This window comes from Umezawaea sp. Da 62-37, from assembly GCF_032460545.1.
Lineage (GTDB): Bacteria > Actinomycetota > Actinomycetes > Mycobacteriales > Pseudonocardiaceae > Umezawaea.
The window spans coordinates 6595334-6620232 of record NZ_CP135965.1 but is presented as its reverse complement, the minus strand read 5'-3'; the positions used below and the strand labels follow the sequence as shown (position 1 = coordinate 6620232).

The 24899-nt window shown below is 71.0% G+C and carries 23 protein-coding genes and 1 other RNA gene; 6 read left to right on the top strand and 18 right to left on the bottom strand.

The genetic code is table 11. From position 1 onward, the window contains the following. Nucleotides 1-20: 20 nt before the first annotated feature. Complete coding sequence (lysX, locus tag RM788_RS30615) at nt 21-3332, bottom strand: bifunctional lysylphosphatidylglycerol synthetase/lysine--tRNA ligase LysX (RefSeq protein ID WP_315921512.1); 3312 nt, start codon at nt 3330-3332, stop codon at nt 21-23. Nucleotides 3333-3367: 35 nt separating this feature from the next. Between lysX and RM788_RS30610 the strand changes: the two genes are divergently transcribed. Next, entirely contained in the window at nt 3368-4207 is an 840-nt protein-coding gene (locus RM788_RS30610; RefSeq protein ID WP_315921510.1) for an alpha/beta fold hydrolase, read from the top strand. Here the strand turns inward: RM788_RS30610 and RM788_RS30605 are convergent. Then, complete coding sequence (locus tag RM788_RS30605) at nt 4185-4556, bottom strand: VOC family protein (RefSeq protein ID WP_315921508.1); 372 nt, start codon at nt 4554-4556, stop codon at nt 4185-4187. The genes RM788_RS30610 and RM788_RS30605 overlap by 23 nt on opposite strands. Before the next feature lie 137 nt (nt 4557-4693). On the opposite strand from RM788_RS30605, the gene panB reads away from it, so the two are divergent. After that, nucleotides 4694-5557, top strand: coding sequence for a 3-methyl-2-oxobutanoate hydroxymethyltransferase (panB, locus tag RM788_RS30600; protein WP_315921506.1), 864 nt, complete (start codon nt 4694-4696; stop codon nt 5555-5557). A gap of 6 nt (nt 5558-5563) precedes the next feature. Here the strand turns inward: panB and RM788_RS30595 are convergent, their stop codons facing one another. The 11 genes from RM788_RS30595 to RM788_RS30545 all read right to left on the bottom strand — a co-directional run bounded on the left by RM788_RS30595 (nt 5564) and on the right by RM788_RS30545 (nt 16706). Continuing rightward, nucleotides 5564-6289 carry a helical backbone metal receptor gene (locus tag RM788_RS30595; protein WP_315921503.1) on the bottom strand — a complete coding sequence of 242 codons (726 nt, stop codon included), beginning with the start codon at nt 6287-6289 and terminating at the stop codon, nt 5564-5566. Next, nucleotides 6289-6957: an NADPH-dependent F420 reductase gene (gene npdG / locus RM788_RS30590; RefSeq protein ID WP_315921501.1), complete on the bottom strand. Its 669-nt coding sequence runs from the start codon at nt 6955-6957 to the stop codon at nt 6289-6291. Before npdG ends, RM788_RS30595 begins: the two co-directional genes overlap by 1 nt. 10 nt (nt 6958-6967) lie before the next feature. Further along, on the bottom strand, nt 6968-8365 hold the full coding sequence (locus RM788_RS30585; RefSeq protein WP_315934805.1) for an RNB domain-containing ribonuclease: 1398 nt from the start codon (nt 8363-8365) through the stop codon (nt 6968-6970). Nucleotides 8366-8400: 35 nt separating this feature from the next. Then, nucleotides 8401-8589: a hypothetical protein gene (locus RM788_RS30580; protein ID WP_315921499.1), complete on the bottom strand. Its 189-nt coding sequence runs from the start codon at nt 8587-8589 to the stop codon at nt 8401-8403. Between the two features lie 382 nt (nt 8590-8971). Then, nucleotides 8972-9481, bottom strand: a complete 510-nt coding sequence (locus RM788_RS30575; protein ID WP_315921497.1) for a hypothetical protein — start codon at nt 9479-9481, stop codon at nt 8972-8974. Nucleotides 9482-9543: 62 nt separating this feature from the next. Beyond that, nucleotides 9544-10545, bottom strand: a complete 1002-nt coding sequence (locus RM788_RS30570) for a C40 family peptidase (RefSeq protein WP_399345129.1) — start codon at nt 10543-10545, stop codon at nt 9544-9546. A gap of 7 nt (nt 10546-10552) precedes the next feature. Continuing rightward, nucleotides 10553-11158, bottom strand: coding sequence for a hypothetical protein (locus tag RM788_RS30565; protein ID WP_315921493.1), 606 nt, complete (start codon nt 11156-11158; stop codon nt 10553-10555). Nucleotide 11159: 1 nt separating this feature from the next. Then, the gene (locus RM788_RS30560) at nt 11160-13070 is read right to left on the bottom strand and encodes a hypothetical protein (RefSeq protein WP_315921491.1); all 1911 of its coding nucleotides are present in this window, start codon (nt 13068-13070) and stop codon (nt 11160-11162) included. Beyond that, on the bottom strand, nt 13067-15937 hold the full coding sequence (locus tag RM788_RS30555) for an ATP-binding protein (RefSeq protein ID WP_315921489.1): 2871 nt from the start codon (nt 15935-15937) through the stop codon (nt 13067-13069). The genes RM788_RS30560 and RM788_RS30555 overlap by 4 nt, the downstream gene beginning before the upstream one ends. Next, nucleotides 15912-16421 (bottom strand): hypothetical protein, encoded by a 510-nt coding sequence (locus RM788_RS30550; RefSeq protein WP_315921487.1) that lies wholly within the window; start codon nt 16419-16421, stop codon nt 15912-15914. Before RM788_RS30550 ends, RM788_RS30555 begins: the two co-directional genes overlap by 26 nt. Nucleotides 16422-16424: 3 nt before the next feature. Continuing rightward, complete coding sequence (locus RM788_RS30545) at nt 16425-16706, bottom strand: hypothetical protein (protein WP_315921485.1); 282 nt, start codon at nt 16704-16706, stop codon at nt 16425-16427. Between the two features lie 381 nt (nt 16707-17087). On the opposite strand from RM788_RS30545, the gene RM788_RS30540 reads away from it, so the two are divergent. Next, a complete protein-coding gene (locus RM788_RS30540; RefSeq protein ID WP_315921483.1) occupies nt 17088-17432 on the top strand; it encodes a ParB family protein in 345 nt (114 codons plus the stop codon). 730 nt (nt 17433-18162) lie between these two features. Here RM788_RS30540 and rnpB read toward each other — a convergent pair. Beyond that, nucleotides 18163-18558, bottom strand: an RNA gene (gene rnpB, locus RM788_RS30535) — RNase P RNA component class A. A gap of 404 nt (nt 18559-18962) precedes the next feature. Here rnpB and ssuE point away from each other — a divergent pair. From ssuE to RM788_RS30520, 3 genes are all read left to right on the top strand, one after another. Then, on the top strand, nt 18963-19538 hold the full coding sequence (gene ssuE / locus RM788_RS30530; protein ID WP_315921480.1) for an NADPH-dependent FMN reductase: 576 nt from the start codon (nt 18963-18965) through the stop codon (nt 19536-19538). Nucleotides 19539-20105: 567 nt separating this feature from the next. Then, nucleotides 20106-20423 (top strand): ArsR/SmtB family transcription factor, encoded by a 318-nt coding sequence (locus RM788_RS30525; protein ID WP_315921478.1) that lies wholly within the window; start codon nt 20106-20108, stop codon nt 20421-20423. Next, entirely contained in the window at nt 20420-20848 is a 429-nt protein-coding gene (locus tag RM788_RS30520; RefSeq protein ID WP_315921476.1) for an SRPBCC family protein, read from the top strand. The genes RM788_RS30525 and RM788_RS30520 overlap by 4 nt, the downstream gene beginning before the upstream one ends. Before the next feature lie 28 nt (nt 20849-20876). On the opposite strand, the gene RM788_RS30515 is transcribed toward RM788_RS30520, so the two are convergent. The 4 genes from RM788_RS30515 to cobC are packed head-to-tail and all read right to left on the bottom strand — an operon-like array spanning nt 20877 to nt 24887. Then, the gene (locus tag RM788_RS30515; protein ID WP_315921474.1) at nt 20877-21962 is read right to left on the bottom strand and encodes a bifunctional RNase H/acid phosphatase; all 1086 of its coding nucleotides are present in this window, start codon (nt 21960-21962) and stop codon (nt 20877-20879) included. Beyond that, complete coding sequence (locus RM788_RS30510) at nt 21959-22696, bottom strand: zinc ribbon domain-containing protein (RefSeq protein WP_315921472.1); 738 nt, start codon at nt 22694-22696, stop codon at nt 21959-21961. Before RM788_RS30510 ends, RM788_RS30515 begins: the two co-directional genes overlap by 4 nt. Next, entirely contained in the window at nt 22693-23850 is a 1158-nt protein-coding gene (locus tag RM788_RS30505) for a Nif3-like dinuclear metal center hexameric protein (protein WP_315921469.1), read from the bottom strand. The genes RM788_RS30510 and RM788_RS30505 overlap by 4 nt, the downstream gene beginning before the upstream one ends. Further along, a complete protein-coding gene (gene cobC / locus RM788_RS30500) occupies nt 23847-24887 on the bottom strand; it encodes an Rv2231c family histidinol phosphate aminotransferase CobC (RefSeq protein WP_315921467.1) in 1041 nt (346 codons plus the stop codon). The genes RM788_RS30505 and cobC overlap by 4 nt, the downstream gene beginning before the upstream one ends. Nucleotides 24888-24899: the final 12 nt, after the last annotated feature.

Genomic DNA, 24899 nt, shown 5'->3' with positions numbered 1-24899 from the left:
CGGTTTCTGTCACAGATTGACTACTGGGGTCGCACGAACGGGAACAGGACGCTCTGCCGAACCGTCGTCCCGGTGAGCATCATCAGCACCCGGTCGACGCCCATGCCGAGGCCGCCGGTCGGAGGCATGCCGAATTCGAGGGCCCGCAGGAAGTCCTCGTCGAGTTCCATCGCCTCCACATCCCCACTGGCCGCCTTCAACGACTGCACCTCCAACCTCCGCCTCTGCTCGATCGGATCCGTCAACTCCGAATAAGCGGTCCCGATCTCCGCCCCGAACGCCACCAGGTCCCACCGCTCCGCCAACCGCGGATCCTCCCGGTGCTGCCGCGTCAACGGCGAAACCGACGTGGGGAAGTCCGTGTAGAACGTCGGCTCCACCGTCACAGCCTCCACGAGCTTGTCGTAGGCCTCCTGCAACAACGCCCCGTGATCCGCCTCCTCCGCCACCACGATCCCCCGCCCCGCCAACAACACCCGCAACCTCTCCGCGGACGTGTCCGGCGTGACCTCCTCCCCCAACGCACGCGACACAGCGGCGTGAACAGGCACGACCGGCCAATCCCCGGAGATGTCGAACTCCGTCCCGTCAGGCCGCAGGGCGATCTGCTTCCCGTGCGCGGCGACCGCGCAGTGCTGCACCAACTCCCGCACGAGGTGCAGCATCGTGGTGTAGTCGGCGTACGCCTGGTACGCCTCGAGCATCGTGAACTCGGGGTTGTGGGTGGCGTCGGCGCCCTCGTTGCGGAAGTTGCGGTTCAGCTCGAACACCCGGTCCACGCCCGCGACGCACAGCCGCTTGAGGTACAGCTCCGGCGCGATCCGCAGGTACATCCGCATGTCGTAGGCGTTGATGTGGGTGACGAACGGGCGGGCGTTCGCGCCGCCGTGCACGGCCTGGAGCATCGGCGTCTCGACTTCGAGGTACGTCTGCTCGTGCAGGAACTCGCGGATTCCCCGCACGACGGCGCTGCGCACCCGCAGCAGCTGCGCGGAGTCCTGGTTGACCATCAGGTCGAGGTAGCGCTGCCGCACCCTGGTCTCCGGGTCGGCGAGGCCCTTCCGCTTGTCGGGCAACGGGTGCAGGCACTTCGCGGTGATGGTCCACCGGTCCACGAGCACCGACAGCTCGCCGCGCCGGGACGTGATCACCTCGCCGTGCACGCCGACGTGGTCGCCGAGGTCCACGGTGGACTTCCAGGAGCGGAACTCCTCCTCGCCCAACCGGTCCAGGGACAGCATCACCTGGAGTTCGCCGCTGAAGTCGCGCAGCCGGGCGAAGCACAGGCCGCCGACCTCGCGGACGGCGATCACCCGGCCGGTCACGGTCACCAGCGCACCGGTGCGCGTGTCCGGGGCCAGTTCGCCGAACCGGTCGCGCACCCCGGACAGCTGGCCGTCGCGGACGAAGCCCACCGGGTACGGGTCGACGCCCCGCGCGCGCAGCCGTTCGACCTTGGCGATGCGCACCCGCACCTGCTCCGGCCTGCGGTTGGGCTTGGGCACGACCTGCGCGGCGCTCGCCTCGATCTCGGCGACGTAGGTCGCGAACCGCACGGCTTCCGGGTCGTCGTGGTCGTCGTGCAGGGCGCGGTCGGAGCCGCGCTTGAGCAGGGACCGCAGGCTGGGCACGAAACCCTCGGCGATGCCCGCCGCGACGCTGACCCTGGTGAGCTGCCTGGCCTTGGAGTAGCAGAGGAAGCGCGGCAGCCAGTCCGGGCCGTACTTGGCGTTGGAGCGGTAGAGCGACTCCAGCTGGAAGAACCGCGACGCGACGCCGAGCACGCGGCGCCACGCCTTGAGCACCGGCCCGGCACCGATCTTCTCGCCCTCCTCGAACACCGAGCGGAACATCGCGAAGTTCAACGAGATCCGTTGCACGCCAAGGCGTCCGCTGGCCTCGACCAGTCCGGCGACCATGTACTCGTTGAGCCCGTTCTCCGCCTCGCGGTCCCGGCGCATCAGGTCCAGCGACACCCCGCGCCGCCCCCACGGCACGAACGACAGCAGTCCGCGCAGCGCACCGGCCGCGTCGTAGGCCTCGACCATCACGCACCGGCCGTCGGCCGGGTCGCCCAGCCTGCCCAGCGCCATGGAGAACCCGCGTTCGGTCTCCGCGCCGCGCCACCGCTCGGCCAGCGACAGGATCGAGCCCATCTCGAACGCCGGGATCTCCGAGTGCCGCCGCACCCTGGTCGTGTACCCGGCGCGCTCGATCCGGCTCACCGCCTGCCGCACGGCCCGGCGCTCCGGACCGGCGAGGGTGAACTCGCGGACGTCGAGGATCGCCTCGTCGCCGATCTCCAACGCCTTGAGCCCGGCCTCGGTGTACACCCGCGCGCCGCGTTCGCTCGCGCCGAGCACACCGGGGTGCCAGCCGAACTCGCGCGCCTCGGCCAGCCACGCGGCCACGGCCTGCGGCCACGCCTCCTCGTCGCCGATCGGGTCGCCGCTGGCCAGGGTCGTGCCGCCGAGCACGCGGTAGGTCAGCGCGGCCCGGCCGCTGGGGGCGAACACCACGCTCTTGTCGCGGCGGGTGGCGAAGTAGCCGAGCGAGTCGGGCTCGCCGTGCGCCGCGAGCAGCCTGCGGACACCCAGCTCCTCGGTGTCGTTGATCAGCCTGCTGGTCCGCTCGCCGCGGAAGAACACGTACATCGCGTGGATCGCGACCAGCGTGCCCCCGACGCCGAGCACGACGCTCAGCCACTGCGGGCCCTCGCCGACGTCGAGCCCGTGCAGCGGCAGCACCTCGCCGGTGACCTGGTTCGCCGCCCAGACGAACTTCTCGCCGGTGTCCACGAGGCTGCCGGGGAAGACCTCGGTCAGCGCCCAGCCGAGCACGCACAGGACGGCCATGCCGATGACGAACGTGCCGATCGCGCGCAGCCACGAGCCGGGCACCAGCCGCGCCGGGAACGCGGGCCGCGCGAGCCACAGCAGCACGATGATGACCACCGACGCGGCGACCCCACCGCCGAAGTACGGCCCCACCTCGGCCCAGGTCACGCCCTCCTCGTCGAGCGCGCCGGGCACGAAGGTGAACAGTGCGAGTACGAAGGACACCAGCGCCAGACCCAGCGCCTCGAACACCAGGAGCGTCCAGAGGGCGGCGCGCTTGCGGCGCCGCAACGCCGCGCCGAGCACGACGAAGACCAGGACGATGAAGAGGTTGGCGTCCACCGGCAGGCCGAGCCAGTACCCGGCGGTGCGGATGGCGTCAGCGACCGCGCTGTCGTCGGGGATGACCAGCAGGACGAGGGAGCCCAATGCGGCGAGTTGCACGACGGTGGCGACCGTCCCGGCGATGCGCCACTTCCACTTCGGCACGGGCACAACTTCTCCACAGGTTCGCAGGGCACGCTGACTTCGTGCGAACCACTATCACCACCGGAGCGGGCGGAGTCCACGTCACCTCGGCCGGTCTGGCCACCGACCCGGTGGTGGTGCTCAGCTCCGGCCTCGGCGGGGCCTGGTTCGACTGGTCTGCCACGGTAGACCTGCTGGCCCGGCACGCGCGGGTCGTGGTGTTCGATCGCCCCGGAACGGGCGACAGCGGGCCTGCCTCGGCGGATCCGACGCTCGCCCGCGAGGTGGCGGTGCTGGAGGCGGTGCTCGGCGACGCGCCCACCGCGGTGTTCGTCGGCCACTCGATGGCGACCATGCACGTGGAGGCGTTCGCCCGGCTGCACCCCGACCGGGTGCGCGCGGTCGTGCTGCTCGACCCCGACCCGGAGTCACCGGGCGCCGGACGCCCGTTCGACCTGTCCTCTGTGGTCGCCCGGTGGCTGCCGCTGCTGATCCCGCGCGAGGTGGGGGCGGCGCTCGTGCGCAGGCACGGGCACCTGCTGCGGCGCTGGGTGATCGAGGGCTCGACGCTGGCCAGGTTCGACCCGGCACCGGAAGCGCTGGTCAAGGACGTGTACCGGCGGCCGCACGTGGCCAAGTCCGTGCTCGCCGAACTCGCCGCCTACCCCGACCAGGTCGCCGACCTCGACGAGCTGCGCGCCGCGCACCCGCTGCCCGACGTGCCGTTCGACGTGCTCACCGCGGGCCGCAGGCTGTGGCCCGAGCACGCGGCGCTCGCCCGGCTGGCGCCGTGGGGCCGCAACGTGCTCGTGCCGGGGAGCAGGCACATGATCCCGGTGGACCGCCCGGACGCCGTGGTGATGGCCGTCCGCGACGCGCTCAGGGCGTCACGCGCCGCCTGAGCAGGCAGAACTCGTTGCCCTCTGGGTCGGCGAGCACGATCCAGCGGACCCCGCCCTGGCCGATGTCCACGCGCTTGGCGCCCAGCGCGAGCAGCCGTTCCAGCTCGGCGGCCTGGTCGCGGTCGGTGGAGTTGACGTCGACGTGCATCCGGAGCTTCTGCTTCTTCGGCTCGTCGACGCGGTTGAGCACGATCGTGATCCGGTCCTCCGGCGCCTGGTCGGCCCGGCCGATCTCGATGCCGTCCGGGTCCCGGTCCAGGACCTGGAACCCGAGCACGCCGCACCAGAAGTCGGCGAGCTTGTCCGGGTCCGCGCAGTCGAGGACGAGTTCCGTGATGCGACAGGCCATGGCACCCCCTCGAGTGGTGTGAGGCTACTCGCACACCCTGCCGCGAAGCCCACTTCGGTGCCACGCTTGTGCCGTAACCGTGCACACAGACCCGGGGACCCGCAGCGAAGCGGGCGTCGAGGGAAGGACGGTCCATCATGACCTCTGCTGCCGAAGTAGCGGCGCCGTACGGGAACGGCCCCGCCCAGCAGTCCGGCCCACCCGCCAAGCGGGTGCGCATCCCCCACCTTCGCGAGATGAAGGAACGGGGCGAGCCGTGGCCCATGCTCACGGCCTACGACATGTACACCGCCGAGCTGTTCGACGAGGCGGGCATCCCGGTGCTGCTGGTCGGCGACTCGGCGTCGAACAACGTCTACGGGTACGAGACCTCGCTGCCGGTGACGGTCGACGAGCTGATCCCGCTGGTGCGCAGCGTCACCAGGTCCGTGAAGAAGGCGCTCGTCGTGGCCGACCTGCCGTTCGGCAGCTACCAGGTGTCGGTCGAGCAGGCCGTCGCCACCGCCGTCCGGTTCATGAAGGAGGGCCAGGCGCACGCGGTCAAGCTGGAGGGCGGCAAGCACTTCGCCCCGCACGTCCAGGCGATCGTGCGCGCGGGCATCCCGGTCATGGGCCACATCGGCTTCACGCCGCAGAGCGAGCACCAGCTCGGCGGCTACCGGGTGCAGGGCCGCCGCGAGTCGTTCGACGCCGTGGTCGAGGACGCCAAGGCGCTCGAGGAAGCGGGCGCGTTCGCGGTCGTGCTGGAGATGGTGACCTCCGAGGTCGCCAAGCGGATCACGCACGACCTGCACATCCCCACGGTCGGCATCGGCGCGGGCCCGGACACCGACGCCCAGGTGCTGGTGTGGCAGGACATGATGGGGCTGCGCCGCGGCAGGGCGCCGAAGTTCGTCAAGCGCTACGCCGACATGGCGGGCCTGATGAGCGGTGCCGCGCAGGCGTTCGCCGCCGAGGTCCGCGGCCACCAGTTCCCCGGCCCGGAGCACACGTTCCACTGAGCCTCCTCAGCGGAAGTCCAGCACCTCGCGGGCTTCCACGAGCGACGGCCCGTACCAGGTGAGGTGGCGCCCCGACACGAGCTCGCACCTCGTGCCGGGGAACGCCTCGGGGCCGTCGGTCGCGCTGAACGCGTACGGCTCGTCGGGCAGCACGACCAGATCGGCCCGCTTCGCGCGGATGTCCTCGACGGACGGTCGCGGGTAGCGCTCGGGGTCGTCGGCGTAGGCGTTCGCGACGCCGAGCCTGCGCAGGACGTCGCCCGCGAACGTGTCGCGGCCGAGCACGACCCACGGCCGCCGCCACACCGGGACCACCGCGGTCGCCCACACCGGTTCCACGTGCCGCCACACCTCCTCGGACCGCACGAGCCAGTCCGGTTCAACGTCCCACGCCGTCGCCAGCAGCCGTCGGATCGACGCGAGCGCCTGCGGCACGGTGGCGGGCGCGGCCGTGACCCACACCGCGATCCCGTTGGCGCGCAGGCGTTCCACGTCCTCGGCCCGGTTCTCCTCGACGTTGGTCAGCACGAGGTCCGGCCCCAGCGCGAGCACGCGGTCGACGTCCGGGTACTTCGAGCCGCCGATCCGGGTGGTGTCGACCGGGCAGTAGTCCGTCACGCCCACCAGCGACTCGACGGGCACGGAATCGGTGAGCGACGGCACCAGGCTGACGACCCGGCGGGGCCGGTCCGGGATCGGGACCGGCTCGCCGAGGTCGTCGACCGGGAGCATCAGATGTCGGTGATCTTCAGGCCCGCGTGGGCCTTGTAGCGGCGGTTGATGGCGATCAGGTTGGCGGTGAAGGCCTCGACCTGGTGGGCGTTGCGCAGCCTGCCGCCGAAGACGCCCCGGAAACCGGGCACGGTCTCGGCGAGTTCGCGCACGACGTCGGTCGCCTCGCGGTCGTCGCCGAGCACCAGCACGTCCATGTCGACCGACTCGATGGACAGGTCGGCGAGCGACACGGCGGACACGTGGTGGAACGCCGCCGTGACGCGGGACTCCGGCAGCAGCGCGGCCGTCTGCTGCGCGGCGCTGCCCTCCTCGACGGGCAGGGCGAAGGGGCCCTGCTTGTCGAAGCCGAGCGGGTTCACGCAGTCGATGACGATCTTGCCGACGAGCGCCTCGCGCAAGGACGCCACCAGTTCGGCGTGCCCGTCCCACGGCACCGCGACGAGCACGATGTCGGCCTGTTCGGCGCAGCCCTGGTTGTCCGCGCCGGTGACGTGGTCCACACCGGCCAGGTCGCGCAGCTCCTCGGCGGACTTCTCGGCCCGTTCGGCGGCGCGGGAACCGATGACGACCTTCAGCCCCGCCTTGGCCCACCGCAGCGCGAGGCCCTTGCCCTGCGCTCCGGTACCGCCGAGGACACCTACGGTCAGCTCACGAATCGTTGTCACCCGACCATCTTCACACGCGTTCGAAAGCGACCTTGCGGCGAGCGGCGTCGGCCTGCACGAGCTTCACCCGCACGCGTTCACCCTCGGGCAGCTCCTCGCCCGAGCAGCGGCCCATGACGGGCGGCTCGGGGATGAACACGTCCGCGCCGTTGCCCTCCGACCGCAGCACGACCGCGTCGAACTCGCGGCCGACCTCACCTTCCAGGACCCACGCCTCGACCTGGTCCAGGCAGGCCCGGTCGACCTTGCTCGCGATGGAGTCCGACCCGCCCATCAGGCTCGGCAGCTCGGGCAGCGCCTTCAGCAGCCACTCCGGGACCTCGCGGCCCTCGGTCACGGCCAGGCACACCTCCGTGGCGAACCGGTCGACCAGCCTGCGCAGCGGGGCCGTGACGTGCGCGTACGACGAGGCGATGCCGGCGTGCGTGGCGATCTCCGGCACGGTCCCGTTGAACGCGGTGTACCCGGCGCCGCGCAGCAAGCGGGTCGCGTCGACGAACAGCGCCAGGGCCTCCGGCCGTGACGGGTCCAGTCCGGCCAGCAGCTTCGCGGGGCTGACGCCGTCGGCCCACGGGACGTGCAAGGCCAGCGCCGAGCGCTTGAGGGCCTCGACAGCGCCCTCGTCGGCGTCCGGGAGCGTGCGGAGGATGCCGACGCGGGCGTCCAGCATGATCCGGGCGGCGGACATGCCGGTGAGCAGGGAGATCTCCGCGTTCCACGCGTCCACCTCGACCCGCGGCCGGAGCACGAGCTTCCAGCCCTCGCCGTCGGGTTCGATCTCCTGCTCGGGCAGTTGCAGCTCCACCGCGCCGCGGTCGAGGGCCCGTTCGCGGCGGAGGCGGCCGAAGTCGGGCAGGGCCTCGATCGACGGGTGCACGGTGCCCGCGTCGATGGTGGCCTGGACGCTCTCGTAGTCGAACTGGGCGGTGGAGCGGACCATGGCCCGCCGCACCCGCACCGACTCGGGTTCACCGTCGGCGCCGCAGTCGAACGTCCACAGGACCGCCGGGCGCGTCTGCGTCGGGAGCAGGCTGGCCGCGCCCTCGGACAGGACGGTCGGGTGCAGGGGGACGTTGCCGTCGGGCAGGTAGAGGGTCTGGCCGCGCTTGCGGACCTCGGCGTCCAGCGCGCCGCCGGGCACGACGAACGCGCCGACGTCCGCGATGGCGTAGTGCACGCGGAACTTCCCGCCGGGGCGGCGTTCGATCGCCAGCGCCTGGTCGAGGTCCTTGGCGCCGGGCGGGTCGATCGTGACCAGCGGGAGGGCGGTCGCGTCCTCCCGTTCACCCGGCGCACGGGAAACGGCTTGCTCTGCCTCGGCCAACGCGGCGGGCGGAAACTCCTGCGGCAACCCGAACTCGGTGCGGATCCCGCTGAAGTCCAGCTCGGCGCGACCGGTCCTGATCACCAAGGAGGCCACACGTGCACCTTAGCCGCGTTCGATCAGTCGGCGTCCCATTTGCGCGACGCCTCGTCGGCGGCGGCGGTCTTCTCGCGGGCGATGTCGAGGGCGCGGGAGGCCGTGGCCTCGTCCGGGTAGGGGCCCATGCGGTCGCCGCCACGGCAACCCACACCGCGCTCGACGGTCTTGTGGGTCAGGCAGTAGTACCAGGCGTTCTCGTCGTCAGCCATGGGGTGAGGATTTCATGCGGGAGGGTGCATGTCGATTTGGGAGGGATCTTGGGGGGTTCGCTCGGTTTGGGTGGTGCCCACCCCGCGCAGCTTGGCCGCCGGTGGGGTGTGGGTCACTGCCTGGGGAAGCCCGGCCCCCGGCGCGCGATTGTCTCAATGCCCCACCCCTGTTTGTCAAGACGGTGAAGCTGTCTTGACAAACAGGGGTGGGGCAGGAGGGCGCTGTGGATCGGGGGCAGGGGGTGGGTCTGGCTTCGCCGGCATCGGGCTCCGCCCGACGAGGCATCAGGCTGCGCCTGACCAGGCATCCTCGCTGCGCGTTGGACGGGGCATCTTCGCTGCGCGTCAGACAGGGCATCCGACTGCGTCGGACGTGGTCAGGTCACCACTGGGGGGCCTGTAAAGGGGCTTGGACGGGGATGGGGGCGGAGTTGGGGTAGGGGGCGGGGAAGCCGCGGGGTGGGGTGTTCTGGTTGGCGTTGGCGTAGGAGGCCGGGATGGGGTCGGTGCAGGAGACCATGACGTTGCGGGATTCCGGGTTGGGGATGCGGCCGCCGTTGCGTTCGCGGTAGACGAGTTCGCCGTCGGAGTCGATCTCCATGATGGCGCCGACCTCCGCCAACTGCTCCTCGTCGAGGTCGACGAGCTTCTCGACCTTCGACGGAACCACCCGGTACACCGGCCAGTTGAGGTGGGCGGCGTGGTGGTGCAGTTCCGCGAGCAGGTGGGCCATGTGCTGCTGCCAGGGCAGCGGCATGGACTCGACCAGCGAGCGGGGCAGGACGACGTAGGACTTGTCCACTCCCGGTTTGGGGGTGGCCAGGTAGTCGCGCACCGGTGTTGTGGACGCGGGTGGCCCCACAGGACGCTGGATCGGATCGGGGGTGAACATGGTCGGCGCTCCCTCCTTGCCGGCTCGGCCTTGCCAGTTGCCGTGCCTGCCCTGCAACGGACCTACACACCAGGCCTGACGGCCATGGGCATCAACTCGGAGTAGTCCCAGTTGATCTTGCTGATCTTCACCACGTCCCCTGTCTGCGGCGCGTGGATGTACTCGTCGCCGCCCAGGTACATGGCGACGTGGTGCACGGTGACCGGGTCGGCCGGGTTGGTGGCCCAGAAGAGCAGGTCGCCGGGCTGGGCGTCCTTGACCGGCAGGAAGGCCCCGCCGTGCATGTACTGGTCGTTGGCCACGCGGGGGAGCTGGATGTCGGCGGTCGCGAACGCCTTGACCAGGATGCCGGAGCAGTCCCACGCGTCCGGGCCGTTGCCGCCCCACAGGTAGGGCTCGCCCAGCTGCTCCTTGGTGAACGCGATCGCCTTGGCCGCCGCCGAGGAGGCGGCCAGGACGTCGCCGGTGCCCGCGCCGCAGCCCGCCGGGTCGGCGACCTGGCCGAGCTCGCCGATCAGGAACGCCGCCATGGCCTCCCAGGCGTGGTACCGGTCGGGGAACGCGGACCGCTCCACGGCCTGCGCCGAGTCGCCGGGGCGCTTGGACTCCCAGTCCGGGACGGTGAGCAGCACGTCGTAGAACTTGTTGATCGCGTACACCGGGTCGATGACCTGGGCGACCGAGCCCCAGTTCATCGAGGGGCGCATCTGGAAGATGCCGATCGAGTCGGCGTCGCCGTAGTTCAGCGGGCGGAGGCCGGACTCGGTCATGCCCGCCTGGATCGCGACCTGCCACGCGAGCGGCGGCAGCTGACGCTCCTGGCCGATGGAGATGATCTTGGCGACGACGCCGCGCTGCTCCTCGTTGAGGTTGCCGGCGTCGTTCTGGCCCTTGTCGGCGCCGCCCTCGTCCCACGGGCCGATGGCCGCGTTGCAGCTGACGTTGAGGAGCGTCATGTTGCCGGCGGCGCTGTTGTTGTTCCCGACGACGGTCGTGACGCCGCTGGTGAGGACGATCGTGATCAGCACGGCCACGACCGCGGTCACCACCACGCCGAGCTTCACCATGCGGTCACTTCCTGTCGTACTTGTGCACGCGCCAGCCCTCTGGCAGCTTCGCCACCGTCATCACGAGCGTGCCGCCGCCCTTCAGGCCCACCTCGAACACGACCGAGTCCTCGTGCGACTCGGTGGGGCCGACCTTGCCCTCGAGGGCGGCCGGGATGTTGCCGGGATCGACGGTCGCCATCCTGGGCAGCAACTCGTTGCTCGTGTAGTCCTTGAGCTTGTCAAGCCACTGCGCGTTCGTGATGCCCGCCGGATGGGTGACCCACGCGCTCGCCCAGTTGTCCGCGATCAGCTGGGCGTCCGGTGCCACCGGCGCCGACGGCACCGTGGACGACGGCGGTGTCGCCTTGGTGGTCAGCGAGATGCTCGGGACGCCCGTCGGGACCACGCCGACCTGGCCCGGCAGCTGGGACGTGCGGGTCACCGCGCCGTTCGTGGTGGTGCCGCCGCTCTTGGCGCCCTTGGTGACCGCCGGGATGATGCTGCTGAACAGCATGATCACCGCGGCCACGCCGACGATCGTCGCGATCAGGTGGTTGGGCGAGCGCAGCGGCCAGCCCCACAGGCGGCGGTAGACGGCCGCGCGGCCGCGGTTGGTCCGGATCGGCATCTCAGTTGTCCCTGACTTCGAGCCCGCGCGACGGGCGGTAGATCACGTGCACCTGTCGTCCCGCGACGACCTCGGTCTCCGCGCGGCGCGGGCCCGGCACGACCGGGTTGTCCGCGATGCGGGCGAAGTTGTTGTTGTAGGCCGGGGTCCGCGACGGGATGAAGACCGCGTCCTCCTGCCGGTCCCAGCCGCGGTCCGACGCCGGGGCGGTGTCGACGACCCGGCTGGACCGCCCGGACGGCAGCGCCGCCGCGGGTCCGCCGTAACCGCGGGTCGGCAGCGCGGGCGCGCCCGCGCCACCCGAACCCGACGACGGCAGCTGGGTGGGCGCGGAGTCGCGGTCGAGCCGCGTGGACGTGGCCATGACGGGGTTGTTCGCCTCGGGCCGGACGCGGGTGCGGTCGCGCTGCGGCGTGGGGTCGCCGTCCGGGTCGGTGTCCCTGACGGTGTCCCAGAACTCGTCCTGCGGGGTCGGCCCGGTGTCGGCCTTCTTGCCCCGCATCCGGGACAGCAGGCCGCCGCCCATCGGCAGCGCCCGGCTCGCCGACCCGACCGACATCTCCACCATCTGCCACATCCGGCGCAGCGGTTTGCCGATCATGAAGCAGACGACCGTGAGCATCAGCCCGAGCAGCGTCCTGGTCAGCAGCGACAGCCCCGTCGCGTTGAGGATCGCCTGGAGCAGCAGGGCGTGCGTACCGGCCAGCACCGCGAGGATCAGCACGTTGAACACGGTGACCGCGGCGGCCCTGCCGACCTGGCGCAGCAGGTCGTGGTGGATCAGCGCGACCAGGCCGATCAGCGGACCGGCCAGCGTCAGCACGCGCAGCAGCAGCTGGGCGAGCAGCACGGCGGCCTTCGCGAACAGCTGGAACAGCGAGAACGCGACGGCCTGGAGCATGGCGAGGAAGCCCGCGCCCATCCGGCTGCCGTCGTCGCCGGTGAAGTAGCCCTTCACCGGTGCCATCGCCGGGTCCTTGGAGATCGCGATGTAGTCGGCCTTCTTCGCGTCCAGCGCCGCCTGGTCGCCGTCCTTGTGCTGGGCCAACTCGTCGGTCGTCCACCCCTGCGCGTTGAGCAGCCGGGTGCCGAAGTCCTTCACCTGCGGCGCGTCGGGCGTGCCGAACTCACCGCGCAGCCAGCTCTGGTAGACGACGGTGTCGTGCAGCTTGGACGGCAGGACGTGCAGCGTGCCCTGGTCCTCGGGCGAGTCGATGAACCCCGCCTGGATCTCGGAGGTCTTGGTGACCAGCGTGCTGTCCAGCAGGCTGTAGAACTGCGGCAGCGCGAGCGTCGAGGTCGCCAGCCACATCGCGGCCAGCGCCCACATGCCGCGCTTGCTGATCGTGGCCAGGTCGCCCTGCCAGATCTGCCGGAACATCAGGATCGCCAGCAGCAGCGCCACCAGCCCGAACCAGCGCAGGTAGACGTTGTCGTAGACCTTCTGGACCCCGGACTTCACCGCGTCGTCCAGCGGCACCAGCAGGCCGCGGCCCATGACGGTGTAGTGCAGGGCGTTCGTCGCGCCGACGATGTTCTTGCCGACGTTGAACATCTCGTTGCCGACCCAGGTCTCGATGACGCCGTTGGCGTTCGGCACCACCGTGCACTTCTCCTGGAACGTGTGCCACACCATGCCCGCGTAGCCGAAGTTCAGGTACGGCGTGTCCTTGAGGCCGTTGCCGATCGGCGGGTCGATCGCGCCGACCATGCCCGAGCCCGGCCGCTCGGGGTTGGGCGCCTCGCCGCACGCCGCCGCGTTCGCGACCGGGGCGCCGAGGACGACCTGGAGCCCGACGATCGCCACGACCACGGCGAGCGAGCGCCACCGCTTGGGTCCCGGCTTGCGCTTGAAGAACCGCCGCGCTCGAAGCGCGGCGGCGATGGCCAGGAGCACCAGGAGGATCGTCATGCGGCGCCCTCCCTGCCGTTGCGGCGGTTGCCCCCTTCACCATGTGTCGAGTCGACCAGTTCGTCGTCCTCCACCAGCCCGACCTCGAGGTCGGCGGCCAGCTCGTCGTCGTAGTCGTCGGTGTGGTTGCGCTCGTTGTAGGTGAGCCGCTCCTCCAGCGGCGCGGACACCTCCACCGGGTCGCCCTCGGTGTGCCGCATCGCGTCCGGCGTCGTGTCCAGGCCCTCGCGCAGGTGCTCCAGGTGCGGGCCGCTGAAGTCGATGCGGATCCGCTCCACGCCGCCCGCGCCGTCGCCGAAGATGAACTGGCGGGGCGCGCGGTCGCGTTCAGCGGCGTTGCGCACGCCACCGGGACGGCGGCCGAGGCTCGCCACGACCTGCTCGTACCCGGACCCGATCGGCACCTTGAGCAGCCGGAGGGCGTCCGCCTGCGCCTGGTCGTCGTCGAGCCTGCCGACGAACACGGAGTCGAGCAGGGTGACGAAGCCCTGGATCTTCAGGAAGTCCGCCGGGACCTGCGAGGACAGCAGCACGCGGACGTTCCACTTGCGCGAGTCGCGCGCGAAGCGGTTCATCAGCACGCGGCCGGTCGGCACCTCGGACAGGAAGAACGCCTCGTCGATCCAGACGCCCTTGCGGAGGTCCTTGGGGCGCTCGTAGATCGACCGCTGGGTGAGCCACGCGGCCAGGTTCAGCATCTCGACGCCGAGGGACTCCGCGTCCGTCCAGTGCTCGCGGCCCACGTTGTCCTTGGGCAGGTTGAGGCCCGCCATGGTCAACACGGTCAGCCGGTCGTCGCGCTGCTCGTCGTAGGGGTCGGCGTTGCGCTCCGGGATGAGCAGCGACATGCGCTCGCGCATCTCGTCGAGGAAGTCGGCGACGACCACCGCGTGCTCGTGGTGCTCGCTGGCGTCGCGGCGCAGCGCCTCGAACACCTGGCCGGGGTGCGCGTCGAACCGGCCGCCGACCGTCCGCACCGCGCGCAGCAGCACGATCCGGGTCTGCGGCAGCTTCGCGACCTCGTAGGGCAGCAGGCCGCTGAGCACGTCCAGCACCAGCCGTCGACGGGTCGCCGCCGCCAGCGCTTTCTCCCGACGCCAGGCCCGCTCGGGGTCCTCGTCGTCGATGAAGTGCTCCAGCATCGGCTCGGCGACCACCCGGTAGGGGTTGAGGATGCCGGGCTGGGCGTTGAGCAGGTTGATCGGCCGCGCGTACGGCTTGAGCTCCGGCAGCTCGCACAGCGCCGCCAGCGGCCCGGACGGGTCGAGCAGCGTCCAGTGCGCCCCGGCCCGCAGCGTCTTGTAGACGATGCCGCCGCCGAGGAACGACTTGCCCGCGCCCAGGCCCGCGACCATCGCCGTCAGGCCCGAGGCGTCGCGCAGCTCCTGCGCCATCCACGGGTCCCACGCGACCGGGCGGCGGGTGGCCGTGCAGGTCTCGCCCAGCAGGATGCCCCGCCGGTCGCCGACCTCGGCCGTGGCCGTGGGGACGGCGGAGGCCGCCCACAGCACCGAGCCGCGGCGCAGGTACGCGCCGCTCGCCAGGGACTCGCCGGGGATGAACTCCCTGGCGATGGCGTACTGCGCCTCCGGGTGCTCGATGGCCACCTTCGGTTTGTAGAGGTCCAGCAGCGATTGGGCCAGTCGGAGCGCGTCGCGCTCGGTCGGCCCGGACACCGCCAGGCGCCACCACGAGCGCACACGGGTGCCCAGCGCGGTGAAGCCGGACGTCATCTCGTCGTCGATGTCGAGCACGCGCGACGCCTGGCGCGCGAGGGACTGCGGCGGCTCCAGTTCGTGCTCGTCGGTGTAGTGCCGGACCTGCGACCGGACCTTGTTCATCTGGCGCTGGAGCTCACCCGAGACCTCTTCGGGTTTGCGCACGTAGATGCGGGCGGACCACTCCACGCTCGCGGGCAGGCGGTCGGCCCGCTGGACCCACGGGTCGTCGACCTCGGGGATCTGGAGACCGTGCATCAGGCCCACGGTGAGCACCACGACGTGCCGCCGGATGCCCGCGTTCGACCCGGTGCGACCTCGCACGGTCACGGTGGGCGAGTACGGCTCCTGGTGGAAGTCCGCGGCGTCGGTGAAGCTGGCCAGGTCCTCCGGCTCCCACGGCGCGCCCGGCACGGCCGGGAGGTTGCGCGGGGCGGGCAGACCCAGCGAGCACGACCGGTGCATCAGCCAGGACATCTCCTCGGCCGTGGCCGGGCGACCCTCCAGACCGGCGGACCCGATCACCTGGTCGAGGTGGTCGACCTCGCTGTCCAGCGCGACCAGCTCGGCGTCCACGGCGTCCGGGAAGACCTTGCGCAGCACGGGGGCGGCGCGCTCGACGGCGCGGTCCATCATGTTGCGGGTCTGCACCTGGACACCCAGGTAGACCTCTTTCTCAGCCATCGAACGGCCCATGAGCTGCTGCTGCTCGCCGACCATGTAGTCGTCGAACGACAGCGTGCCGGGGGTGTCCGGGAGGCGGCGCACCGCGTTGTGGACGTGCGCCTCGGCCCACATCCGGATCGGGTACGGGCGCGTGGTGACGCGCAGGTGCATCCAGCGGCCCTGGAGTTCCGCGTACTGGCCCGCGATGGCCGCGATCAGGTCCTGGCGCTGCGAGTCCGACCGGAACGACCAGCGCTGCGGCGCGAGCTTGTACCAGGCGTAGACCTCCTGGCCGGTGCGCAGCAGGTGGCCGTCGATGCTCCGGGCGGCGATCGACGGGGTGTAGCTCGGTATTACCTGCTCACCGGTCAGCCGTCGACCGCGCTTGCTGTACACCTTGCGGTCCGAGTGGTCCGCGGCAGCGGCGTGTTGGGCCACGTGAGCCGCGGAGCGTCGGTCACGGTCTCGCCGGCGTCCGAACACCGCGTACCTCCTTCTTACGGCCGCCTGACCGCCGTCGATTCTTCTGGGTCGTTGTCGAGACCTGGACGGTGGAAGCTGTGGAGCGTCTCGAACCCTTCCCCCGCTTCTTCTTCTCACGCCTGCGGGGGCGTTGGGTGTTGACCCGAATCCGGGCGGCGCTGGCCGCTCCGCCCACGCCGCTGGTGCGCTCGCGGGGGGCGATCAGTTCGCGTACCCACATGGCCATGGCGGCCGACAGGGGGCGCTCGTGGCTGATCCGCGCGCAGATGAAGCGCGTCAGCACGATCGTGATGATGAGGGCCCACGCGGTGGTGAAGAAGCTGAAGCCGTACCCGAGCTGCCGTTCCACGGTCAGCACGAGCAGGAACACCGCGATGCCCACACCCCAGGCCACGTAGCGCGCACGCCAGGGGAAGGTCGCCTTGGGCGGGCCGAGCCAGACGGCGTCGACCCGGTAGACCTCGTCGTCAGTGCGTACCCGCACCCGTCAGCCTCCGGTGAACAGGCCAGCGATCCACGTGCCGATGTTCGCGCCGGCGTTCGTGGTCACGGCCAAGCCGATGATCGCCAGCGCGACGATGACGCCACCGAGACGGCGCATGACGCCCGCGTTGTCCCCCTTGCCGCCACCGAGCCAGAGCAGCAGGACCGCGACGGTGAGGAGGAGCAGCGGCACCAGGTTGTTCAGCATCCATTCGCGGATGCCTGTTGTGCCCAAGCCGCCGCCGGGCTGCTGCTGCGCGAGTGTTACCAGGGCCATGGCGGTCATCTCGTACTCCTGAGTACGCCGAGCGACTCCGGGCGGGTCCGAGGGGTCCCGTCCGGGGCTTGCGCTAACGAGTAGAACACGTCTGCGACACGAGGTGTATCAGTCGCCGAGCGGTGCGTAGATCAAAAGTCGTTCCCCTCGCACTCGATTACGTCTAATCTGGGCACGCACATCATGGGTGAGGGGATGTCGAAGATGAACCACCCAGGCCCGATTCTCCCGGTTGCCGGCATAGTTCACCCGAAAGCGAACCAGCGGGTCACGCACCGTGTGCACGACCTCGGCCCCCTCGCTCGGTTGATCGGCTGATTGACCTGTTCGGCCGGACCACTAGCCCGAATGGGCCTGCGGTCCGAAGTCACGACTCGAGGAGGCCCGCCCATGACCCTGCCGCCCGAAACCGCGCCCGACACGGCCGCGGAGGTGAAGGAAATCACCGTCGCCACTGCCGAGCTGGACACCGCAGAGGCTACCGGTGGGGACCGGCAAACCGGGCGGCGGGTGCAGCGGACGATCAACTTCGACAGCGAGGTGCTGGAGCGCGCCCGAGCCGCCGCCACATACCTGTCGGCGTACGAGCCGTCAGCCGAGGTGCGCAGCCTCGCCGACATCGTGAACCCGGCCGTGGAGGAGTACGTCGGGGAACTGGAACGGAAGTTCAACGGCGGCCTGCCGTTCCGCCCGGTGTACCGGATGCAGCCAGGCCGGCCTTCGCGGAGGGCGTAGGGGTGGAGCAGGACTGCTGTAGGTGGTGCGTCCGATTCGACTTGGAGACCACTCATCCAGGACTTCACGGACCAAAACGGGCAGCTGGCCACAGATCGCAAGACCTGGATCCCCAAGCAAAATCGAACACAAAGGGCCGAGCACCTGCCCCAGCCGGGCAATCAGCTTTCAGGCTCCAACCCGACCCACACCCCAAGCGAGCCCGGCGCTTTTTCACGTGAGCGCAATACCGTGGTCGATTTTACTTGGGGTTTTTGACCCTGTAATTGGTCGGCGGGCATGCTTACCACCTGCCTTTTTAGCCCGACAAGGGTCAAAAAGAAGGGCCCCAAGTCAAATCGACCACACCCACGCACGCAACCAGGCTCCGGGAACCCAGCATCACCTTTGCGCCAAACCCACCACTCAAGGCGACTTCACCGACCCCAGAACAAAGACCCGACCGCACCCTCGACCACGACGACTAGGGCGCCCTGGGATGGGCCCCCGAAGTCACAACGCTACCGAGGGGGTACGACATTTCCCGCGACCCGACCCCGGACCAGACGCGCGACGCCCCCGAACCACCCCAGGCCGACCACACCCGAACAACCACCGACCTGAGCCACGCCCACAAGCAGCGCCTCGGCCAGCCCCACCAACAACTCCCCGACCTCACCCAACCCGCGCGACCAACACCCACACCCCAGGTCAACTCGCGCGCACCACAACCACAACAACAAGAACAGGGCGGATGAGCCGGCATGTAAGCCGGATCCTGTTCGCGGGCACCTCACGGCGCTCCGCTTGGCGGCCATCCATCTCGGCCTGCCGTTGCCGACAGGCTCTTGCGGCCTACCCGCAGGCATCGGGCGGGCAGCCCTCGAACGCCTGCGCAGGTGCCGAGGCACCCTCTTGGCCTTGCTCCGGGTGGGGTTTACCTAGCCGCTCCTGTCGCCAGGAGCGCTGGTGGTCTCTTACACCACCGTTTCACCCTTACCCCGGCTCACACCGGGGCGGTCTGTTTTCTGTGGCACTGTCCCGAGGGTCACCCCTGGTTGCCGTTAACAACCACCCTGCCCTGTGGAGTCCGGACTTTCCTCGGCGACAGACACAAATCCGTCGACGCGGCCGCCCTGCCGACTCATCCGCGGCACCAGGATAGTGGGCGCGTCCCAGGCTGTGGAATCCGGGCCCGCGCCCTTGTTGGTACCCGCCGGGGCTGGTCTACTCGATCCATGGCCGGAACCGGGGTGTTGACCCGTCGCCGCCACGTCGACTTCGGTCGGGTGGCCGCTTCCTTCTGTCGTATCTGACGACCTTTCCCCCTCGCCGCACGGTTTTCACCCGTGTGTTGTCGCAGGCCTCCAAGGGAGCCGGGTTTTGTCCACGCAATTCGCTTGTCGAGTGCCGACCAGGCCGGAGACCCCGGCGCGGATCGGGCGGACGGTCGCACCCCAGCCCACCAGCAACCCCTGATCCCGGTGGCGTCCGGCGCACTTCGCGAGCGCCGGACGCCACCGGCTTCGCACGAACCGAGGTGCCACACCGATGTCCACGATCCTCACCATCTCCGGCAGCCCGTCGGCGTCGGCACGGACCGGCGTGCTGGTCTCCTACGTCAACGCGAGACTGGTCGAGGCGGGCCACGAGGTGCACACGGTGCAGGTGCGGCAACTGCCGACGCTGCCGCTGCTCACCGAGGACCTCAACGACCCGCAGATCGCCGAGGCCGTCACCCGGATCCTGAACGCCGACGGCATCGTCGTCGCGAGCCCGGTGTACCGCGCGGCCTACAGCGGGCTGGTCAAGGCACTGCTCGACCTGCTCCCCAAGCGCGCCCTGCGCGGCCGCGCCGTCCTGCCGCTGGCCACCGGCGGCAGCCAGGGGTTCCTGGTCGCGATGGACTACGCGCTCAACCCGCTGCTCGCCGGCAAGGGCGCGGACCACGTCGTGCGCGGCGAGTTCGTGCTCGACAACCGCATCCGACCCGAGCTGGGTGACAACGCCCTGGATCCGGAAGCGGCGTTGGCGGTGCTGGCGGCGACCGAGCGGTTCACGGCGGCGCTGGCCGACGTGGGATACCGGCGGCGCCGCGGCACCGGCCACCTGCGGCCCGCGGTGTGAACGCGCGCGAGCAGGGGTCGCCCTGTCGGGTTGACCCCCCGAGTTCGAGGCTAGTGGAGGGGTCCGACAAAACGCGGTGAGCTGTGGTTTTGCCGGGCGGCGTTGAAGCGGAATCTTTCCGGTCCCATCCGGCCATCGGGGTCCGACAAAGCGACCTGGGGTTTCACCGGATCCGCGCACCGAGGAAACAGAGCCCCTTGTCCGGGATGGACCCCGAGTTCCACACCGATGACAGGCGGCGCGGTCTGGGACCGTTCCACACCCATGACAAGCGGCGCAGCCTGGCGTTTCACGAGATCCGGGCACCGGCGAAGCAGGGTCCCCCGTCCGGGATGGCCCCCCGAGTTCCACACTAGCCGCAGGGTCCGACAAAACACGGTGACCTGCGGTTCCACCGAGACCGGGCAGTGTGGAAGCAGGGTCCCCCGCCTGGGTGGGCCCCCGATTTCCATCCTGCCACCGGGGTCCGACGGTTGATCTTCCGTGGATCGGCTGTCGGGCCTTTGCCGTCCACAAACGTGTCGGAGATAGTTGACATGTCGGGAGTTTCCGACATAACTTGGCGCGGTGTCCGACGACGACGTGTTCCTCGCCCTGGCCAACCCGGTGCGGCGGCGGCTGCTGGAGCTGTTGGCCGATGGTCCGCGCAGTGCGGGTGATCTGGCGAAGCAGTTCGAGCTGAGCCGACCGGCTGTGGCGGAGCACCTCCAGGTGCTGCGGCGGGCGGAGCTGGTGCGGGACGTGGCCGTTGGGCGGATGCGGCACTACTACCTGAGCACCGACCCGCTCGAGCAGGTGAGCGAGTGGCTGCACCCGTTCGAACGCATCTGGCGCGAGCGGTTGCGGGTGCTCGCCGATCTGATCGAGGACGAGGAGAAGCGATGACCGACACGCGCACGACGATCTCGGTGGACCAGTTCATCGCGGCACCGCCGGAGGCGGTGTGGCGCGGGCTGACCGATCCCGAACTGCTGGCCCGCTGGTGGGTGCCCGGTGACGTGGCCGCCGAGGTCGGGCACGTCTTCGAGCTGGACATGCCGGGTTGGGGTCCGAAGCGGTGCGAGGTGCTGGAGGTCGAGCCGAACGAGAGGTTCGTCCACACCTTCGCGGACTGGACGCTGACCTGGCGCCTGGTCCCCGAGGGCCGGGGGACGCGGTTGCTGCTGGAGCACTCGGGGTTCGACCTGGACGACAAGCGCGCCGCCGACGCGTTCAAGCGGATGGGGCCGGGGTGGCGGGACGTGGTGGTGCCGCGGTTGGCGGCGCTGGTGGAGGCCGACGCCCAGATCGCACCCCAGGGCTCGCGGTGACGGCGAGCCCCAACGCCGCCGGCACGTCTCAGGTCAGGTGCGAGGTGTCGTTGACGAGGCGGACCGAGGCGTGGCCATCCGGGTAGAACTCGGTCACCGAGAGTGCGGCCAAGTCCAGGTGGAGGCGGAAAAGCAGTGATGGGCCCACGTCGAGGGCCATGCGCAGCAGCGTCTTGATCGGGGTGACGTGGCTGACGACGACGATGTTCTTGCCGCCGTGCTCGGTGATGAGGTCGTTGCGGGCGCGTCTGACCCGGCGGTGGACCTCGTCGAAGCTCTCGCCGCCCGGCGGGGCGACCGAGGTGTCGGACAGCCACCTGCGGTGGACGTCGGGGTCGCGTTCGGCGGCCTCGGTGAAGGTGAGGCCCTCCCAGGCGCCGAAGTCGGTCTCGATCAGGCCGTCCACGGTGACCACCGTCGTGCCGAGCGCCTTGGCGACGGCTTCGGCGGTCTCGCGGGTGCGGCCGAGCGGGGAGCTGACGACGGCGGCGATGTCGTCGAGCTTCGACAGGCGCCGAGCGGCGGAGGCCGCCTGGTGCCTGCCGGTCTCGGTGAGCGGCGGGTTGCCGCGGCCGGAGTAGCGGCGGGCCACCGACAGCTCCGTCTGGCCGTGCCTGAGCAGGTGCAGGCGGGTGGGGGTGCCAACGGCGCCGGACCAGGAGGCCGGGGGCTGCTGGGGTGCGGCCTCCGGCTTGGTGGTGATGCCCGCCTGCTCGTCCATGGCCTGGTTGGCGAGCCGGTCGGCGTGCTTGTTCCGCTCGCGCGGGATCCACGTGTAGTGGATGCGGGCGAACCCCTTGGCGAGCGAGCGGGCCTCGGCGGCCAACGGCTGCATGGAGGGGTGCTTGACCTGCCAGCGGCCGGACATCTGCTCGACGACGAGCTTCGAGTCCATGCGGGCCTCGACCTCGTCGGCCTCCAGTTCGGCGGCGGCGCGCAGGCCCGCGATGAGGCCCTGGTACTCGGCGACGTTGTTGGTCACGTGGCCGAGCCCGGCGAAGCGCTCGGCGAGCACCTCGCCGGTCAGCGCGTCGCGGACGACCGCGCCGTACCCGGCGGGACCGGGGTTGCCGCGGGAGCCGCCGTCCGCCTCGATGACGACCTTGCGGGTCACAGGCCTGATTCCGCCGTGCGCACCATGATCGCGCCGCACTCCTCGCAGCGGAGGACCGCGTCCGGCGCGGCTTCCTTGACCATGGAGAACGCGCTGCGGTCCAGTTCGATGCGGCACGCGCCGCAGCGACGGGAGCGCAGCAGGCCCGCGCCGATGCCCTTGTGCGCGCGGACCTTCTCGTAGAGGGCCAGCAGGTCGGCCGGGAAGCCCGCGCCCGCCTTCTCGCGGTCGGCCTTCCGCTTGGCCTCGATGGAGTCGAGGTCGGCCAGCGTCGCGTCGCGGCGGCGGGCGGCGTCGGCCATGGCGGCCTGCGACTTCTCCAGCTCGACGCGCGAGTGCAGCACGTCGGCCTCGACGGCTTCGCGGCGTTCCATCAGCTCCAGCAGGTCGTCCTCGAGCGCGGACTGCCTGCGCTCCAGGGTCGCCAGCTCGTGCTCCAGCTCGGTGAGCTGCTTCGCGCCGACCGTGCCCCCCTGCATGAGCTTGCGGTCGCGCTCCTCGCGGGCGCGGACCTGGTCGATCTCGGTCTCCTGCCGCTTCACGTCGCGGTTCAGGTCGCCCAGGGTGGTCTCGATCGTGGTGAGCGCGTCCGTCTTCAGCCGCAGCTGCTTCTCCGCTTCGGCGATCTCGACGATCTCCGGCAGCGTGCGCCTGCGGTGGTCTACGCGCGAGAGTTCGGCGTCGACCTCGGCGAGCGGGAGCAGCCTGCGCTGCACAGCGGGATCGGCCTTCATCTTTGGTTGGTCCTCCTGGTTAGGCTCGTCGCACCGACGGTCCACGGATCGGTTCGGCGGGTGGAGACGAGTACATCGACCGTACCGTCGAACGCGGAGCGCACGACGCCCGCCGCCTGCTCGCACCACGGCCACTCGCTGGCCCAGTGCGCGACGTCGACGAGCGCGGGCACGGCGGCGCCGCCCGCCGCGTGCTCGGATGCGGGGTGGTGGCGCAGGTCGGCGGTCACGAAGGCGTCCACGCCCGCGGCCGTCGCGGCCTTCAGCAGGCTGTCGCCGGAGCCGCCGCTGACGGCGACGCGGTGGATCGTGCGATCAGGATCACCCGTCGCGCGCACGCCCTGCACCGTCGGGGGCAGGCCGTCGGCGACGCGCTGGACGAACGCGCTCAGCGGTTCGGGCTCCGGCAGGACGCCGACGCGGCCGAGACCCGTGCGGGAGGGCAGGTCCGCCATCTCGTGCAGGTTCAGCGCCACCTCCTCGTACGGGTGGGCGGCGCGCAGCGCGTCGACGATCCTGGTGCGCAGCCGCCGTTCCAGCACGACCTCGACGCGGGTCTCGTCGACGTGCTCCAGCTCGCCGAGGGTGCCGATCGCGGGGTTCGCGCCGTCGACCGGGAGGAACTGGCCGGTGCCCGCCACGGTGAACGCGGCGTCGCGGTAGTTGCCGATCTGCCCGGCGCCCGCGGCGTGCAGGGCGGCGAGGACTTCCACGGCGTCGGCGTGCGGGACGAACGTGGTGAGCACGTCGAGCGGCGGCGCGGGGTTCGGGCTCAGCGGGCCGGTGACCGTCACGCCGATCGCCGCCGCGAGGGCGTCGGAGACACCGGGGTCGGCGACGTCGGCGTTGGTGTGCGCGCAGTACAGCGCGATGCTGGCGCGGATGAGCCGGTGGACCAGGTGGCCCTTGGGGTCGTCCGCGGGCACGCCGGTGACGCCGCGCAGCAGCAGTGGGTGGTGCACGACGACGGCCTGGGCGGCGACCTCGATCGCCTCGTCCACGACGGACTCGGTGGGGTCGACCGCGAACAGCACGCGGGTGACCTGTTCGGCGGGGTCGCCGCAGATGAGGCCGACCGCGTCCCACGACTCGGCGGCGCTCGGCGGGTAGGCGGCCTCCAGAGCCGCGATCACCCGCCCGAGAGTGGTGGTCACCGTTCCTCCAGCACGACTCGTAGTGCGTCGACCAGGTGGTCGAACTCCTCGGGCGGCCGGGTGGCGACCCGGAGGTGGTCTGTCGTCAGGCCGGGGAAGGTGTCCCCTCGGCGCACGGCGAAACCCTTGTCCCGCAGCGCTTCCCGCACCCGCTCGCCACCTGGGACGCGCAGCAGCAGGAACGGCGCCCTCGGCGGCACGACGACCAGATCGGTCAACGCGGCCGCGGCGTGCGCGGTGTGCGGCACCGTCCGCTCGGCGATCGCGCGGGCCTCGGCGACGGCGACGGGTTCGCAGCAGGCGGTCACGGCCTCCAGCACCAGGCTGCCGACCGGCCACTGTGGACGGTGGCGGGCGACCCTGGCCAGCAGCGCGGGATCGCCGAGCAGGTAGCCGGCGCGCAGTCCGGCCAGGCCCCACGTCTTGGTCAGGCTGCGCAGCACCAGCAGTCCGGGCAGCCGCTCCCCCGCCAGCGACTCCGGTTCACCCGGCGCGGTGTCGGCGAACGCCTCGTCCACCACCAGCACCCGGCCCGGCCGGACGAGTTCGCGCAGCGCGGCGGCGGCGTGCAGCACGGAGGTCGGGTTCGTCGGGTTGCCGATCACCACCAGGTCGGCTTCCTCCGGCACCAGGTCCGGGCGCAGCGCGTACCCGTCCTCGGGACGCAGCAGCACCCGGTGCACCGGTACACCGGCATCGACCAGCGCGACCTCGGGTTCGGTGAACGACGGGTGCACCACGGCGGCGAGCTTGGGCCCCAGCACGGGCAGCAGGGCGAAGCCCTCGGCGGCGCCCGCGAGGACCAGCACCTCGTCCGGGGCGCGGCCGTGGCGTTCGGCGACCGTCCGGCGCGCGGTGAGGTCGGCGAGGTCGGTCGGGTAGCGGCCGAGGTCGTCCAGGGCGGCGGCCAGGCGGGTGCGCAGCCAGGCGGGCGGACGCGGCACGCGCACGTTCACCGCGAAGTCGGCGAGGCCGGGAGCGGCGTCGACGTCCCCGTGGTGGCGCAACAGGGCGCGCTCTGTGTCCAGGCTGGTCATCACTTGGAATTC